This window comes from Actinokineospora fastidiosa, from assembly GCF_014648415.1.
GTDB lineage: Bacteria > Actinomycetota > Actinomycetes > Mycobacteriales > Pseudonocardiaceae > Actinokineospora > Actinokineospora fastidiosa.
Genome location: NZ_BMRB01000002.1, coordinates 474,992 through 490,326, shown reverse-complemented (window position 1 = coordinate 490,326; position 15,335 = coordinate 474,992). Strand labels below are relative to the sequence as shown.

Here is a 15,335-nt window from a genome sequence, read left to right as displayed (position 1 = left end):
GGAGGAGCAACACTCAAGCAGCATTGAGTCAATGAGCGCTGACTGGCATCCCGATCTCGTGGCCCGCGCCCGGGTGCACGCCGCCCTCGGCGAGCCCGCCCGGTTGGCGATCGTGGAGCTGCTCGTCCTCGGCGACGCGTCGCCGAGCGAGGTCGGCAGGGCGACGGGACTGCCGAGCAACCTGCTGGCCCACCACCTGAAGCTGTTGGAGCAGGCCGGACTGGTGCGGCGCTCCCGCTCCGAGGGCGATCACCGCCGCACCTACCTTCGGCTGCGCGCCGCGGCGCTCGCCGGTCTCGCCCCGACGAGCGCGCGGGAGGCGGGCCGCGTGGTGTTCGTGTGCAGCCGCAACTCCGCGCGCTCCCCGCTGGCCGCCGCGCTGTGGGCGAAGCGCAGCCGGATCCCGACCGCGTCCGCCGGGCTCCGTCCGGCCGAGCGTGTCCATCCCGGCGCGGTGGCCGTGGCCCGCGCCCACGGACTGTCGCTGGCCCGCGTCCGGCCGCGATCCATCGAGGACGTGGTCCGCGCCGACGACCTGGTCGTGGCCGTCTGCGACAGCGCGCACGAGCAGCTGCGCGCGGGCGAGCGGCTGCACTGGTCGGTCCCCGACCCGGCGGCGGCAGGCACGGACCAGGCGTTCGCCGCCGCCTTCGCCGACCTCGCCGACCGCGTCGGCCGGTTGGCCGCCGCGGTGCGCGCGTCCGAGTAGCAGCCGATCGAGAGCCGGAGGAACCCCGTGAAGCCCGAAGTCCTGTTCGTCTGCGTGCACAACGCCGGGCGCTCGCAGATGGCCGCCGCGCTGCTGCGGCACTACGCCCTCGGCCGGGTCGCGGTGCGCTCGGCCGGGTCCGCGCCCGCCGACCGGGTCAACCCGGCCGCCGCGGCCGCCCTGGCCGAACTCGGGCTCGACATCACCGAGCAGGTCCCGACGAAGCTGTCCACCGCGGACGTCGACGCCGCCGACGTCGTCATCACCATGGGCTGCGGCGACACCTGCCCGGTCTTCCCCGGCAAGCGCTACCTCGACTGGGAGCTGGCCGACCCGGCCGGACAGTCCGTCGAGGCCGTCCGCCCCATCCGCGACGACATCGACCGCCGCGTCCGCGCCCTGCTCGCCGAACTGCTCGACGACCCGGCCTGACCGGCACACCGGCACATATGACGCACTCACCCCCGCCGGGGGTGAGCCCGTCACCTCCGCCGCGCCCCGCGCCCTGCCTACCCCGGTATCCACTTCGGTCCCTTCCGTGCGGTCACGACCTGGCACTTCGGCGATCCTCGGCCACATGTAGGCCGGACGGTCCCAGGTGAACCGTGTCACGTGCACAGTCCCCGCTGGTCCCGCCTCATGCCCGCGCCGTGACGTCGCAATGCGGAAGATGTCGGCTGTCTTCACCGTTGCCACCATGAGTTGCACATGGATCGGGGCGGCCAGGGGGCGCCGCGCGAAGGTGGAGGTGGGCGGTGCACCTGAGAGCACGGCTCGACAGCGCGGTCGCTGCGGGGAGCGAGCCAGCGCCGATGGACTTCCGGATCGGGCTCGCCAAGCCCGGTTCGGCGTCCTACGCGCACTGCGCGGAACTGGTGCGACGGAAGTACCTCAAGCGGTATGACGCGGTGGTCGACCCGCGGCCGGACCTGTTCGTGGTCGCCCGCGACAGCGCCAGGCGCCGGACGATGGGCTGCGCCGGGATCACCTCGGCCGTCGGGCGCAAGCTGCTGTCCGAGAACTATTTGGACCGTCCCGTGGAGCGCGTCTGCGCCGACCTCTGGGACGCCGAACCCGACCGCGCGCCGATCGCGGAGATGGGCCCGCTGGCCTCGTTCTACCCCGGCTGCGGCCTGTTCCTCATGCGCCGCCTGCCGACGATCGCTATCCACCTGGGATACGACTTCGTGCTGACCACGCTCACCGAGCGGCTGCACGGGCTCGCCAAGGCGGCGGGGTGGGCGGGCCGCACGCTCGCCAACGCCCGCAGCGCCGAACTCGCCGGGTTCCGGCCCGGCGACTGGGGCACCTACTACGCGGCGCGGCCACGCACCGTGTTGCTCCACTGTCGACAGACAGTAGGGGCGTCCGACGAACAAGGAGCTGAGTGATGCAGTGGCTCGCGACGGCAGTGGAGCGGCTGGACACGCTCGACGCGATCGCCGTCGAGGAGATGTCGTCCAGCGGCGCGCCGCGCCGGTATTCCTACGGTGACGTGCTGGGCGCCGCCGTCCGGCTCGGCGAGGCGGTCCTGGAGTCCGCGCGGGACCGGGAGAGCCCGACGAGCACCATCGGCATCCTCACCGGCAACGGCGTCGAGAGCGTCGTCGGCGACCTCGCCTGCCTGCTGACCGGCGTGCGCTCGGTGCCGATCCCGATCGCCTTCGGCCGCGACCAGGCCAGGCACCTGCTGTCGCACTCGGTCGTGTGCCTGGTGGACGAGCAGGGGCGCAAGCGGCTGGCCGAATGGGGCAGCGAGGCCGACATGCTGCCCGATGGCTGCGTGGTGATCCCGGTCGACGTGCCCGGCGGGCACGACATCGAGGAGATCACCGCCCGGGTGCGCGCCGCCGCGGCGTTCAGCGGCGACGCGATCTGCAAGATCGTCCACACCTCCGGCACCACGTCGACCCCCAAGGGCGTCATGCTGCGCCGGGGCGCGGTCGACGACCTGATCACCTCCATCACCACCCGCGTCGGCGTGGAGGCGTGGCAGCGCTACGTGTCGGTCGTGCCGACGAGTCTGCTCGTGGAGCAGGTCTTCGCGGTGTACCTGACGTTCCTCGCGGGCGGCACCGTGGTGTTCCTGCCCGAGGAGGCCAAGCCGCTGGGCACCGCGGGCGGCGACGTCGAGCAGGTGCGCGGGCTGCTGGCCGCCGCCCGGCCCACGGTGTCGCTGACGCCGCCGTCGCTGGTGGAGTCCATCGCCGCGTTCGCCCGCACGATGCCGGACGCCACCGCGCGCGAGCTGTCGCTGGCCGTCTACGGCCGCGAGGACCCGATGCTGCTGTTCAGCGGCGGCGCCCCGGTGTCCGACGAGGTGCTGCGCGCGATGTGGGACCGCGGCCTGCCCGTCTACGTCGCCTACGGGCTCAGCGAGAACGGGTCGGTGGCCACGCTCAACGGCCCCGGGCTCGTCCGGCTCGGCACCGTCGGCAAGCCGCTGCGGCACTGCGAGGTCCGCCGCTCCGAGCGCGGCGAGCTGCTGATCCGCAGCTCCTCGCTGCTGACCGGCTACCTCGGCTCCGACGACCCCACCGCGCTGCCGCTCGACGACGAGGGCTGGCTGCACACCGGCGACGTCGCCGAGATCGACGCCGACGGCTACGTCAGCATCACCGGCAGGCTCAAGAACATCATCATCACCTCCAACGGGCGCAACGTGAGCCCGGAGTGGGTGGAGGCGCAGTACAAGAGCAGGCCGAGCGTCGAGGCCGCCGCCGTGTTCGGCGACAACCTGGAGCGCCTCATCGGGGTGTTCGTCGTGCGGCGCGGGGCCGACGCCGAGACCGCGCTCGCCGAGATCCGCCACGTGAACGCCGAGGTGCTCTCCGAGATCGAGCAGGTCGGCTCCGCCGCGATCGTGGAGGCGGACGAGGCCTTCTACGCGGAGTTCTTCACCGTCACCGGGCGGCCGCGCCGGGCCGCCATCCGAGAGGCGCTCGCCGCCGGTCGATTCCCCTTAGCGGAGGTCTGAGAACCATGCTGAACAGCTTCCCCACCAGCGCCCACGTCGACGGCAAGGGCCTCATCGTCTCCAGCACCGACCATGCGAGCCTGGAGACCATCGACCGGGTGGAGTTAGTGACCGCGCTCGCCGAGCACGGCTACGTCCTGCTCAGGGGCTTCGACACCGACGCCGAGTCGTTCTCCGCGCTGGTGCAGAGCATCTCGTCGCGGATCACGCTGGACCCGGCGCGCAAGTTCGCGGGCGGCAACGTCGCCCAGAAGATCGAGGCGGGCCTGGTCCCGCAGGGGCTGCACGTGGAGAACGGCGCCACGCCGTGGGTCCCCGACCTGGTGTGGTTCTACTGCGAGACCCCGGCGGAGACCGGTTCGCAGACCACCATCTGCGACGGCCTTCCCGTGTGGCACCGGCTGCCGGAGCGCACCCAGGAGCTGTTCAGCACCACGCGCGTCACCTTCGCCAGGCCGATGCCGGAGGAGAAGTGGAAGAACCTGGTCTTCCGCCTCCTCGACGGCGCCAAGCCGGTCGAGGACGTCACCTTCGACGACCTGCTCGCGGTGACCGACGACGACGTGGACGTCAAGTACCACCAGCGCGCCGACGGCTCGGTGCACTACACGTACTTCACCTACGCCGCCCACACCACGCTGTTCGGGTCGGAGATGGTGTTCGCCAACAGCATCCTCACCCCGTCGGTCAACTACGAGCCGCCGGTCATCGAGTTCGAGGACGGCCGCCCGCTCGACGCGATGCTGATGCGCCAGATCATCGAGGCCACCGAGCTGGAGACCGACGAGATCGACTGGCACGCGGGCGATGTCGCGCTGGTCGACAACAGCAGGGTGATGCACGGACGCCGCAAGATCCGCGACCCGCGCCGCTCGCTCTACAACGCGCAGAGCTACCTGCAGGAGGCCATCACCGCGGCGGTGCGCGAGCGGCGGACGACGCGCCTGGCCAAGGCCGGCTGATGCGCACCCAATACGACGACATCGGGCACTCCTACGAGCGCGTCAAGCGGGAGATGCCGCTCGCGCGCGGGCCGGAGCGGGCCACCTTCGAGGACCTCATCGCCGGATGCGCGGGCAAGTCCGTGCTGGACCTCGCGTGCGGCACCGGCTGGTACAGCAGGCTCACCCGCAGGGCGGGCGCGGCGGCCGTCACCGGGGCCGACATCTCCGCGGAGATGGTCGGCGCGGCCGAGAGCGCGGAGGCGGCCGACCCGCTGGGCAACCGCTACCTGTGCGCCGACGCCCGGCACCTGGGCGCGGTGGGCGAGTTCGACCTGGTCACCGCGGTGTGGCTGCTGTGCTACGCCCGCGACCGGGCCGACCTGACGGCCATGGCGCGCACCGCGTACGACAACCTCGCGCCGGGCGGCGAGTACGTCGGGGTGGAGATGAACCCGCGCTTCGACTGGTCGGGCCCGCCCGCCACGGCGTACGGGCTCACCCACCGCCCGGACGCGGACTTCGCCGGCGGCAAGGACCTCACGGTCACCCTGCACGTCGACCCGCCGGTGACCTTCCAGGCCTGCTTCTGGACGGAGGAGCCGATCAGGACCGCGTTCGCCGACGCCGGGTTCCGGCACGTGGAGTTCCGACCCGCGACGCTGCCCGCCGACGCCGGCGACGCGTTCTGGGACGACTTCCGGCGCAATCCCACGATCGTTGGCATCCGCGCGGTCAAGTAGGACAGCACGTTCGCGGAAGCGCCGTGCGCGGACCTTGCGGCATGATGCCGTCAAGGTCCGCGACACGGGGGAGACCATGAGCACGTTCGAGGGCGACGGCCCGATCGCAGGCCCGGGCTCCCCGGAATTCGACACGGCGACGCGGACGTTCAACCTGGCCGCGCCCGCCGCCCCCGCCGCCGCGGTCACCGCGACCACGGTGGCGGAGGTGCGGGCCGCGGTCGAGCACGCCGCGGCCCGCGGGCTGCGGGTCAGGGCGCACACCACGGGCCACGCGGCGGCGACCTTCGGCCCGATGGACGACGCGCTGCTCGTGCGCACCGAACTCGGCGGCGGCGTCGAGGTCGACGCCGAGGCCAAGACCGCGCGGCTGCCTGCGGGCACCCGCTGGGGCGCTGTGGTCGAGGCGACCACCCCGCACGGGCTGGTGTCCGCGCACGGCACGTCGCCGACCGTGGGCGTCGTCGGATACCTGCTGCGCGGCGGCGTGAGCTTCTACGGGCGCCTGTTCGGCATGGCGACCAACACGATCCGGGCGATCGAGCTGGTCACCGCCGACGGCGCGCACCGCAGAGTCGACGCGGAGTCCGACCCGGACCTGTTCTGGGCGCTGCGCGGCGGCGGTGGCGGCTTCGGGGTCGTCACGGCGGTGGAGATCGCGCTGTTCCCGGTCACCTCGGTGATCACCGGCGCGGCCTTCTGGCGCGCCGAGCACGCCGCGGAGATCGTGGCGCGCTGGCACGCGTGGACCGCGACGGCGCCCGAGGCGGCCTCGACCTCGCTGCGGCTGATGAACCTGCCCCCGCTGCCGGGCAGGCCGGAGGCCATCTCGTCCGGCCCGGTGGTCTGCCTCGACGGCGCGATCGTCGACGGCGGCTCGCCGTCGGCGCGGGAGGTCTACGCCGACCTGCTCGACCCGCTGCGGTCCGTCGCCGACCCGGTGCTCGACACCTGGCGCGAGACGACCCCGGACGCGGTGCCGTCCACGCACATGGACCCGCCCAACCCGGTCCTGTCGATGGGCGACCACCTCCTCGTCGACGGCTTCGACGCCCAGGGGGTCGCGGAGTTCCTGCGCGTGGCGGGCCCCGGCTCGCCGCTGCTGGCCGCCGAACTGCGCCAGCTCGGCGGCGCACTGGCCGTCCCCGACCCCGCGGGCGGCGTGCTCAACCACGTGTCCGCCCAGTTCATGTACCAGTGCGTGGGCTCGGCGATCGACCCGCCCACCCTCGCGGCGAGCCGCGAGCGGGCCGCGATGATCCGCTCGACCCTGGCCCCGTGGGACACCGGCCGCACGATCCCCGGCTTCGTCGGCAGCCACGACCAGCCGCAGGGCCACCTGGACACCGCCCAGATCGAGGCGGTCGACCGCGTCCGCGCCCGCATCGACCCCGACGGCCTGTTCCGGGGCGACATCACCCCGAACGCGACCAAGCTCTAACCGCCACCGCCACCGCCACCGCCACCGCCACCGCCACCGCCACCGCCACCGCCACCGCCGCGACCGCCCACTGTCGCCGCCCGCCATGGCCGCCTGCCGCCGCCACCGCCGCCGCCCGCCGTCGCCGCTGCCATCCCACTCTCACTGCCATCCCACTCCCACCGCCGCCCCACTCCCACCGGGAGAAGGCGTCGAGTCGAGCGCGGCCCGGGCGGCGAGCACGGTGTCGCCGGTCCAGGCCTGTCGGTTCAGCGCGGGGGCAGGGACAGCTTCTCCAGCGGCAGGGCGCGCAGGAAGTCCTCGGCGTCGAAGGCCTCGCCCGCGGTGACCACCCCCGTCGCCCGGGTGCGGCCGGTCAGGACGCGTTCGGTGGCCTCGACCACGATCGGTGCGGTGACGGCGTAGATGTCGCGGCCCCGGGCCGTCGCCCGCCGCTGCTCGGCGCCCCGCTTGACGACGACCTCCACCAGGAACACCTGGGCGGAGCGGCCGGTGACGTCGGCCGCGCGCGGGCCGTCGGGGTCGGGGTCGCTGAGGTCCTTGAGCGGGGTGGTGTTGAGGAAGGCGTCGATCCGCGCGGTCTTCAGGTGCTGGGCGATGGTCACGACGTCGGTCGTGGAGAACTGGCCGACGACCTCCTGCTCGCCGAACGGGTCGCCGAACGTCCAGGCGCCGGTCGGGGCGGGCTCGTCGCCCGGGAGGACGCGCAGGCGCTGGTCGGTGAAGACCACCCGCCGCCCGGCGCGGCGCTTGCCAGCCAGCAGGGTGCCGCGGGTCGGCTGCCAGCTGTCCAGCGCCACCGCGACGGCGATCTCGTCGGCGGCGGGCCAGTCGCCCATGGCGGCGGTGGCGAGCAGGTCGCCCATCGCGCCGTAGAACGCCATCGCGGGCGCGATCACGGTGTCCGCGTCCCGGAAGCGGTCCCGGTGGGCGTCGAAGGTGTCGATCGCGACCAGCGTCTCGCCGGTCACGTCCAGGTAGTGGATACCAGCGCGCCGGGCGGCCTCGATCAGCGCGGGCGCGGTGTCGCCGAACGGGCCGGCGCAGTTGATCACCGCGCCCGCGCCAGCCAGGGCGCGGTCGAGCGAGGCGGGCTCGTCGGCCGAGGCGACGTGGGACTCCATGCCCTCGGCGACCGCGGCCAGCTTCCCCGGGTCCCGCCCGGACAGCACCGGCGTCAGGCCGCGCCGCGCCAGCTCCGCGGTCACGAACCGGGCCGTGTGCCCGTACGCGCCGAACACGGCGACCTTCTGCGACATCAGTTTCCTCCAGCAGTTGTGATTCGGTGAGATCCTGCTGCGCGCGGCCCCGGGAGACGACCGTCCACACCGACAACCTGCGCTAGGTTCGCGACATGCGTGCCCACCACGTCGTCATGGCCGTGACCGCCGACATGCCGGTCTTCGAGGCGGCCGTCCCGTGCCAGGTGTTCGGCGTCGACCGGCCGCACCTGGCCGACCCCTGGTACGCGTTCTCGGTGGTCCCCGTCGGGTCGGACCCGGTGCGGCTGAGCCCGGGCTTCACCGTGGACCCCGCGGACGGCTTCGACCTGGCGACCACGGACACCCTCGTCGTCCCGGCCTGCACGAACGTCCACGACGACCCGCCCGGCGAGCTGGTGGACGTCGTGCGGGAGGCCTACGAGCGCGGCTGCCGCATCCTGTCGATCTGCTCCGGCGCGTTCATCCTCGCCGCCGCCGGGGTGCTCGACGGGCGCAGGGCCACCACGCACTGGCTGCACGCGGACGAGCTGAGCCGCCGCTATCCCGCCGTCCGCGTCGACCCGTCGGTGCTGTACGTCGAGGACGCGAACGTGATCACCTCGGCGGGCACGGTGGCGGGCATCGACGCCTGCCTGCACCTGGTGCGGGTCGACCACGGCGCCGCCGTCGCCGCCGAACTCGCCCGCCGCCTGGTCACCCCGCCGCACCGCGAGGGCGGGCAGGCCCAGTACCACCGACCGGCGGCCCCGACCAGCGGGGACTGGCTGGCGCCCCTGCTGGACTGGGCGGACGAGCACCTGCACCTGCCGCTGTCCACCGCCGACCTCGCGGCGCGGGCCAACGTCAGCACCCGCACCCTCGAACGCCGTTTCGCCGAGGTGCTGGGCCTGTCACCGCTGCGCTGGCTGCTGCGGCAGCGGGTGCGCCGGGCCCAGCAGTTCCTGGAGACCAGCGACCGGTCGATCAGCTGGATCGCCACCACCTGCGGGTTCGGCGCGGCGGCCAACCTGCGGGCGCACTTCGCCCGGATCGTCGGCATGTCGCCGTCGGCCTACCGCCGCGGCTTCCACGAGCGGACGGGCGAGCGGATCGCCAGCTGAGGTCAGTCGACGCGCCTGAGCAGGCGGTTGCCGAACAGGTACTCGGCGTCGTCGTCGACCAGGTGGGCGTACTCCACCACCATGCCGTGCACCTCCACCGTGAAACGGCCGCCGCCCGTCGGGCGCACCGGCTTGCGCGGCACGGGAGCGCCCTGGTTGGCGGGGGACTTGCTGATCGTCTCCAGGTAGATCTGCCCGTCCGGATCACGCGAGAGCGTGCTCCGCAGCATCACCGACTCGTAGGTGCCCAGCGCGGGCGTGAGGTCGCCGTCGTCGGTGACCGCCGGGTTCGGCGCGGTGAGGCCCAGTTCGGCGCCGAGGAGGTCCCTGACCTCCTGGATGAGGCCCGGGCCGCTGTTGGCGTTGGTCAGCACGCAGAACGCGACGCCGAGGTCCGGGAACGCGTACAGCTGGGCGTTCTGGCCGATCGTCTGCCCGCCGTGCTCGACAGCGGTCACCGGCCGTCCGTCGCGCGTCCAGTCCATGACCCGCCAGCCCAGGCCCCAGCCCCGGTACACCGTGGACACCGACAACAAGTCCACGACCACGTCGCGCATCGCCCGCGCGGAATCGGTGGACAGGATGCGCTCGCCGGTGACGCCGATGCCGTCGCCCAGGTGCGTCTCGGTAAACCGCAGCAGGTCGACCGCGCTGCCGGTGATCAACCCGGCCGGCCCCATCGCCCGGGGCAGCATCCACTGCCGCGTCGGCACGGCGGGCCCGTCGACGTCCTCAAGGTCGGTCACGTGCCCCACCGCCGTGCGGAACAGCGGCGCGTCCTTCGCCCTGGTGATGACGTGGCGCAAACCCAGCGGCTCGGTGATGTGGGCGGCGACGGCGTCGTCCCACGCCCTGTCGCGCAGCACCTCGACGATCCGCCCGGCCACGACGAACCCGGCGTTGCAGTAGCTCAGCCGCCCGCCGGGCGGGGTGACCGCCGGCGCGGTGGCGAGCGAGGCGACGTAGCGCTCCACGCAGTCGTCGCCGTCGCCGACGTCGGTGAACAGGTCGCCCGCGACGCCGCTGGTGTGGGTCAGCAGGTGCGCCACCGTGACGGTGTCCGCGTGGCCCGGCTCGGCGACGCGGAAGTCCGGCAGCACCTCCACCACCGGGGTGTCGAGCGTGATCTTGCCGTCGTCGACGAGCTGCATGACCAGGGTCGTCGTCCAGATCTTGGTGATCGACCCGTACTGGAACAGCGTGTCCTGGGTGACCTCGACCCCGGTGTCCCGGCTGGTGATCCCCGCGGCGGCGACCCGGATGTCGCCGTCGGCCAGCACGCCCACCTGCGCGCCGGGCACGTCGTGGCGCTCGCACAGCTCCGCCAGCCGCCCCTGCCAGTCCGCCAGCTCCATCGCGTCCGCCTTCCCCAGTCGCCGTGACGTCAAGCGACGGTATCGCAACCGAGCGGCGTCAAGCCCTTCCATGATCCACTTGGCAGCACCCGCGTGTCGGAGCCGCCGAGCGGCCAGCCGGTGGGAGACTGCCCGGCGATGCACACTCCGTCGGACCTCGCCGACCTGCTCGAATGCGAGCACCGCAGCGTCCTGGCGCAGGCCCACGCCGCCGGGCACCCGGGCGCGCCCCGGCCGGGAGCGGGACCGGACAGGATCACCGTCAAGCACGGTCGCGCCCACGAGCACGCCACCCTCGCCCGGGTCGGCAGGCAGCGCACCGTCATCCACATCGGCGACCCCGACCCCGTGGCCGCGGCGGCCGAGACCGCCGAGGCCCTGCGCGCGCACGCGCCCGTCGTCTACCAGGCGGTCTTCCACGACGCGGCGTTCAGCGGACGCGCCGACTTCCTGATGCGCGACGCCGACGGCCGCTACGAGGTGTACGACACCAAGCTCGCCCGGCACGCGCGCCCGTCGGCGGTGATCCAGCTCGCCGCCTACGCCGACGCGCTGGCGGCCGCTGGCTGGCCAGCTGGCCCGAACATGCACCTCCTGCTCGGCGACGGCAGCCAGGTCACCCTGCGCGTCGACGACTTCCGCCCGCTGCTGCACCGCCTCCGCGACCGGCTCGTCCACCGCCCGCCCCGGCTGCCGGAGCGGCTGTGGGGCGACGAGCGTCCGGCCTGCTCCGGCTGCCGCTTCGCCGAGCACTGCGCGGCGGGCCGGGAGGCCGACCGCGACCTCGCGCTGGTCGCGGGCATCCGCGGCGACCAGCGGCGCAAGCTGATCACGGCGGGCATCGCCACCATCGACGCCCTCGCCACCGCGGCCGACCGGCCGAGCACGCTCTCCGCCGCGTCGTTCACCGCCCTGCGCGCGCAGGCCGCCATCCAGGTCCGCCAGGACGCCACCGGCGAGGTCGACTACGAGATCGCCGACCCCGACGCGCTGGCCGAGCTCCCGCCGCCCAGCCCGGGCGACCTGTTCTTCGACATGGAGGGCGACCCCTACGTCGCGGGCGGCGCCGGGCTCGAGTACCTCTTCGGCGTCGTCGCCGACGGCGAGTTCCTGCCGTTCTGGGCGCACAGCCGGGCCGAGGAGCGGGTGGCCTTCGAGCGGTTCGTCGACCTCGCGGTCGCCCGCCTGGCCGAGCACCCGGACGCGCACGTCTACCACTACGCGCCCTACGAGTCGTCGGCCCTCAAGCGGCTGGCGGCGCTGCACGGCACGCGGGAGGAGGCGGTGGACGAGCTGCTGCGCCGCAATGCGTTGGTCGACCTCTACGCCGTGGTGCGCAAGGCGCTGCGGGTCTCCCAGCGGTCGTACTCGATCAAGGCGCTCGAACCGCTCTACATGCCCACCGCGCGGGAGGGCGAGGTGAAGACCGCGGCGTCGAGCATCGAGGCCTACGAGCAGTACCTCGCGCACATGGGCGACGGCGAGATCGACAGCGCCGACGAGGTCCTGCGCGGCATCGCCGACTACAACGAGTACGACTGCGTCTCCACCCAGAAGCTGTTCGAGTTCCTGCACACCGTGCGCGCCGATCACGGCATCGAGACGCGCGTCCCGGAGCCGGAGCCGGAGGACGGCGACGAGGAGCGCAAGCGCAAGCAGGCCGACCGCGCCGCCCGGGTCGCGGCGCTGGTGACGGCCCTGGGCGACGGCCTGCCGCCGGACCCGGCCGACTTCGGCCCCGATGAGCGGGCCCGCGCGCTGCTGGCCGCCCTGGTCGGCTACCACCGCCGGGAGACGAACCCGGCGTGGTGGGAGTACTTCCGGCAGCTCGCCGCGCCGCTGGGCGACCTGGAGGCGGACACGACCTGCGCCGTGCCCGTGCACGTGGACGCGGGGGAGTGGGAACAGCCGACCCGCCGCAACGGGCTGGCGAAGCGGCGGCTGACGCTGCGCTGCGACCCCGACCGTCCGCACCCCTTCGCGCGCGGCGACAAGGTCCGGGTCCGCTATGGACCGACCGGCCGCGCGGCGCAGGTGACCGAGGCGTCCGCCGAGCGCATCGAGCTGCTGGAGAGCTGCCGTCCCTCCGACACGACCGACGCGCGGCCGCAGGCGGTCCTGCCGGGCGAGCCGGTCCGGCCCGCGCCGAAGGACGAGGCCGTCGCCGACCTCGCCGAGCTGGTCGTCGAGAGCCTGCCCCGGCTGCCCGCGCACCCCGGGGTCGACCTGCTGCGCCGCGTCCCGCCCCGGCTGCGCGGCGGCGCCGCGCTCCCCGAGCCCGGCCCCGACCTCGTCGCCACGGTGATCCGCGCGGTCGACGCCCTCAACGGCTCGACCCTGGCCGTGCAGGGGCCGCCGGGCGCGGGCAAGACCTACCTCGCGGGCAAGCTGATCGCCCACCTGGTGGCCGAGGGCCGCACGGTCGGCGTGACGTCCAACAGCCACAAGGCCGTCGAGAACGTGCTGTCGGCGGCCCTGTCCGCCGCGCCGGGCATCCCGTGCGCCAAGCGTCCGCGCGGCGCGCCCGAGCAGGACGCGCGGTGGGACCAGCCGAAGGACAACGCCGCGCTCGCCCGCTGGCGGGCCGATCAGCGGGACGGACACCTCGTCGGCGGGACGGCGTGGCAGTTCACCAGCACCGCCATGCGCGCCGACCCCGTCGACGTGCTGATCATCGACGAGGCGGGCCAGTTCTCCCTGGCCGACGCGCTCGCGGTGTCCACATGCGCCCGCAACCTGGTGCTCCTCGGGGACCCGCAGCAGCTCCCGCAGGTCGTGCAGGGCACCCATCCGCCGGGCGCCGACGCGTCCGCGCTCGGGCACCTGATCGGCGACGCCGACATCATCCCGGCGGACCTGGGCTACTTCCTCGACCAGACCCGGCGCATGCACCCGGCCGTCTGCGCGCCCGTCTCCCGGCTGTCCTACGCCAACCGCCTGCACGCCCATCCGAGCGCCGCCGAGCGCGGCATCGACGGCGTGGAGCCGGGACTGCACCTGGTCGAGGTGGACCACGTGGGCAACACGACCAGCTCGCCGGAGGAGGCCGCGGCGATCGTGGAGATCGTCACGACCCTCCACGGCCGCGCCTGGCGCGACCACGACGAGGTCCGGCCCCTGGTGGACGAGGACATCATGGTGGTCGCGCCGTACAACCTGCAGACCCGCGTGGTGGCCCGCGAGCTCACCCGGGCGGGATTCCCCGGGGTGCGGGTCGGCACGGTCGACCGCTTCCAGGGGCAGGAGGCTCCGGTCGTCATCGCCACCATGACGTCGTCGTCGGCGATCGACCTGCCGCGCGGGTTGGACTTCCTGCTCTCCCGCAACCGCATCAACGTCGCGCTGTCCCGCGCGCAGGCCGTCGCGCTGCTGGTCTGCTCGCCCCGGCTGGTCGAGGCCGACATCCGCACGGTCGACCAGATGCGCCTGGTGTCGGGGATGATCGGCCTGATGGACGGCGCGACGGTCAGGTCTGCGGCCACATCGAGTAGATGAGGTTGTCGGCGTCGGCGCAGATCACCTGCGGCAGCTGCCCCTCGTCGGCCTGGTTGCACGCCAACGGCCCGATGTGGACGGGCTCCAGCCCGAACTCCGGCTCGGGCCGCTCCACGTAGTAGTCGAACAGGACCGCCGCCGCCTCCTCACAGCCGAGCACACCGCCGGGGGTCTCCACCACCACGGCGTGCATCGGCTTGCCGAGCGCGCCCTCGAAGGTGGTCTCGCAGTACTGCGACGGCAGACTCTCGTCGACCGTCGTGGGCGGCAGCCCCGTGGCCTTCTCGGTCGTCGTCACGGCCTTGGTCTTGATCGTGATCGACGGCACCGTCTTCCGCGTGGTGGTCGTCGTGGTCGGCGCCGTGCTCCCCACCCCGGTCGAACTGGCCGACCCCGTCACCGCCGGACCACACCCGGTGACCAGAACCCCGACCGCCACAACCGCCGCAACATGAGCGAACTTCATGCCCGTGGCGTCGACCCATCCTCGGCGCTCGTTACGGGCCCGGCCACCACTGTGATCTACCTGGCCTTCCGGTCTCCGCGCGCAACCCTCATCGCTCCCTCGGTCAAGCGGCGAATGTGGAAGCTAAGCAGGTCGACGACGTTGTCCAGCGTCTGGAGTGGAAGGTCGGCAGGCGCATGCAGGATGTCGGCGCTCTCGGCCGGGAGTTCCACACGCACCTGCTGCCGTCGGTCGCCGCGCTGCCGGAGATCGTCGGCTGATCAGTCGCCCGTTGCACGGCTTTCGACCGCGTCGAGGGCTGGGGCCAGTGGGGCGAGGGCGGCGCGGAGCAGGTCGGGGAGGGGGCCGGAGGGTACGACGAGTGCGCCGGATGGCCGTGCCCACTCCTCGATCGCGATCCGGACGGCGGCGGCCACGCTGGCGGCGAGCACGCGGGCGGTCTGCGGGTCGGCGTGGACGCGTTCGGCGAGTGCGGTGGCGAGGGGGCCCTCGAGCGCGCTGGACGTGGTCTCGGCGTAGGTCTGGCGCAGGGCCGGGTGGGTGGTGATCAGCAGCAGCGCCTCCCGGCCGTGCTCGCCCGGGTCGGTGTAGGCGTCCACGATCGCGTCGGCCACGGCGTCGGCGAGGCGGGCGTCGGGGCGGGCGCGCACCGCCGCGGCGACGCGGGACTCCCGGTCGGCGGTGACGGCGGCGACGATCGCGTGCTCGCGGCTGGGGAAGTAGTTGTTGTAGGTCCGCGGCGAGACGCCCGCTGCCTGGGCGATGTCGTCGACGCGCACGTTGTCCGGCTCGCGCTCGATGGCCAGCCGCAACGCCGCCTCGCGCAGCGCCTTGCGGGTGGCCTCCTTCTTCTGCTCCCGCAAGCCGGTCGGTCGTTCCGTCACG

The 15,335-nt window shown here is 73.5% G+C and carries 14 protein-coding genes; 10 read left to right on the top strand and 4 right to left on the bottom strand.

Features of this window, described 5'->3' with window-relative positions; all coding sequences use genetic code 11:
• The first annotated feature begins 31 nt into the window (after positions 1 to 31).
• From IEY98_RS12180 to IEY98_RS12150, 7 genes are all read left to right on the top strand, one after another.
• Positions 32 to 709: an arsenate reductase/protein-tyrosine-phosphatase family protein gene (locus tag IEY98_RS12180; RefSeq protein ID WP_189210542.1), complete on the top strand. Its 678-nt coding sequence runs from the start codon at positions 32 to 34 to the stop codon at positions 707 to 709.
• 27 nt (positions 710 to 736) lie between these two features.
• Positions 737 to 1,141: an arsenate-mycothiol transferase ArsC gene (locus IEY98_RS12175; protein WP_268244578.1), complete on the top strand. Its 405-nt coding sequence runs from the start codon at positions 737 to 739 to the stop codon at positions 1,139 to 1,141.
• Between the two features lie 323 nt (positions 1,142 to 1,464).
• Complete coding sequence (locus IEY98_RS12170; RefSeq protein ID WP_189210541.1) at positions 1,465 to 2,100, top strand: thermostable hemolysin; 636 nt, start codon at positions 1,465 to 1,467, stop codon at positions 2,098 to 2,100.
• On the top strand, positions 2,100 to 3,686 hold the full coding sequence (locus tag IEY98_RS12165) for an AMP-binding protein (RefSeq protein ID WP_189210540.1): 1,587 nt from the start codon (positions 2,100 to 2,102) through the stop codon (positions 3,684 to 3,686). The genes IEY98_RS12170 and IEY98_RS12165 overlap by 1 nt, the downstream gene beginning before the upstream one ends.
• Before the next feature lie 5 nt (positions 3,687 to 3,691).
• Complete coding sequence (locus IEY98_RS12160; RefSeq protein WP_189210539.1) at positions 3,692 to 4,648, top strand: TauD/TfdA family dioxygenase; 957 nt, start codon at positions 3,692 to 3,694, stop codon at positions 4,646 to 4,648.
• Complete coding sequence (locus IEY98_RS12155; RefSeq protein WP_189210538.1) at positions 4,648 to 5,370, top strand: class I SAM-dependent methyltransferase; 723 nt, start codon at positions 4,648 to 4,650, stop codon at positions 5,368 to 5,370. Before IEY98_RS12160 ends, IEY98_RS12155 begins: the two co-directional genes overlap by 1 nt.
• A 76-nt stretch (positions 5,371 to 5,446) precedes the next feature.
• The gene (locus IEY98_RS12150; RefSeq protein WP_189210537.1) at positions 5,447 to 6,811 is read left to right on the top strand and encodes an FAD-binding oxidoreductase; all 1,365 of its coding nucleotides are present in this window, start codon (positions 5,447 to 5,449) and stop codon (positions 6,809 to 6,811) included.
• A gap of 248 nt (positions 6,812 to 7,059) precedes the next feature.
• Here IEY98_RS12150 and IEY98_RS12145 read toward each other — a convergent pair whose 3' ends face one another.
• The gene (locus IEY98_RS12145; protein ID WP_189210536.1) at positions 7,060 to 8,070 is read right to left on the bottom strand and encodes a saccharopine dehydrogenase family protein; all 1,011 of its coding nucleotides are present in this window, start codon (positions 8,068 to 8,070) and stop codon (positions 7,060 to 7,062) included.
• A gap of 95 nt (positions 8,071 to 8,165) precedes the next feature.
• Between IEY98_RS12145 and IEY98_RS12140 the strand changes: the two genes are divergently transcribed.
• The gene (locus tag IEY98_RS12140) at positions 8,166 to 9,134 is read left to right on the top strand and encodes a helix-turn-helix domain-containing protein (RefSeq protein WP_189210535.1); all 969 of its coding nucleotides are present in this window, start codon (positions 8,166 to 8,168) and stop codon (positions 9,132 to 9,134) included.
• Positions 9,135 to 9,136: 2 nt separating this feature from the next.
• On the opposite strand, the gene IEY98_RS12135 is transcribed toward IEY98_RS12140, so the two are convergent.
• Positions 9,137 to 10,522, bottom strand: coding sequence for a serine hydrolase domain-containing protein (locus tag IEY98_RS12135; protein ID WP_229786843.1), 1,386 nt, complete (start codon positions 10,520 to 10,522; stop codon positions 9,137 to 9,139).
• A 105-nt stretch (positions 10,523 to 10,627) separates the two neighbouring features.
• Between IEY98_RS12135 and IEY98_RS12130 the strand changes: the two genes are divergently transcribed.
• Positions 10,628 to 13,984, top strand: a complete 3,357-nt coding sequence (locus tag IEY98_RS12130; protein ID WP_189210534.1) for a TM0106 family RecB-like putative nuclease — start codon at positions 10,628 to 10,630, stop codon at positions 13,982 to 13,984.
• On the opposite strand, the gene IEY98_RS12125 is transcribed toward IEY98_RS12130, so the two are convergent.
• Positions 13,956 to 14,384: a hypothetical protein gene (locus IEY98_RS12125; protein ID WP_189210533.1), complete on the bottom strand. Its 429-nt coding sequence runs from the start codon at positions 14,382 to 14,384 to the stop codon at positions 13,956 to 13,958. The genes IEY98_RS12130 and IEY98_RS12125 overlap by 29 nt on opposite strands.
• A 182-nt stretch (positions 14,385 to 14,566) precedes the next feature.
• Between IEY98_RS12125 and IEY98_RS12120 the strand changes: the two genes are divergently transcribed.
• Positions 14,567 to 14,710 carry a hypothetical protein gene (locus IEY98_RS12120; RefSeq protein WP_189210532.1) on the top strand — a complete coding sequence of 48 codons (144 nt, stop codon included), beginning with the start codon at positions 14,567 to 14,569 and terminating at the stop codon, positions 14,708 to 14,710.
• Here IEY98_RS12120 and IEY98_RS12115 read toward each other — a convergent pair whose 3' ends face one another.
• Positions 14,711 to 15,334: a TetR/AcrR family transcriptional regulator gene (locus IEY98_RS12115; RefSeq protein WP_189210531.1), complete on the bottom strand. Its 624-nt coding sequence runs from the start codon at positions 15,332 to 15,334 to the stop codon at positions 14,711 to 14,713. It lies immediately after the preceding gene.
• Position 15,335: the final 1 nt, after the last annotated feature.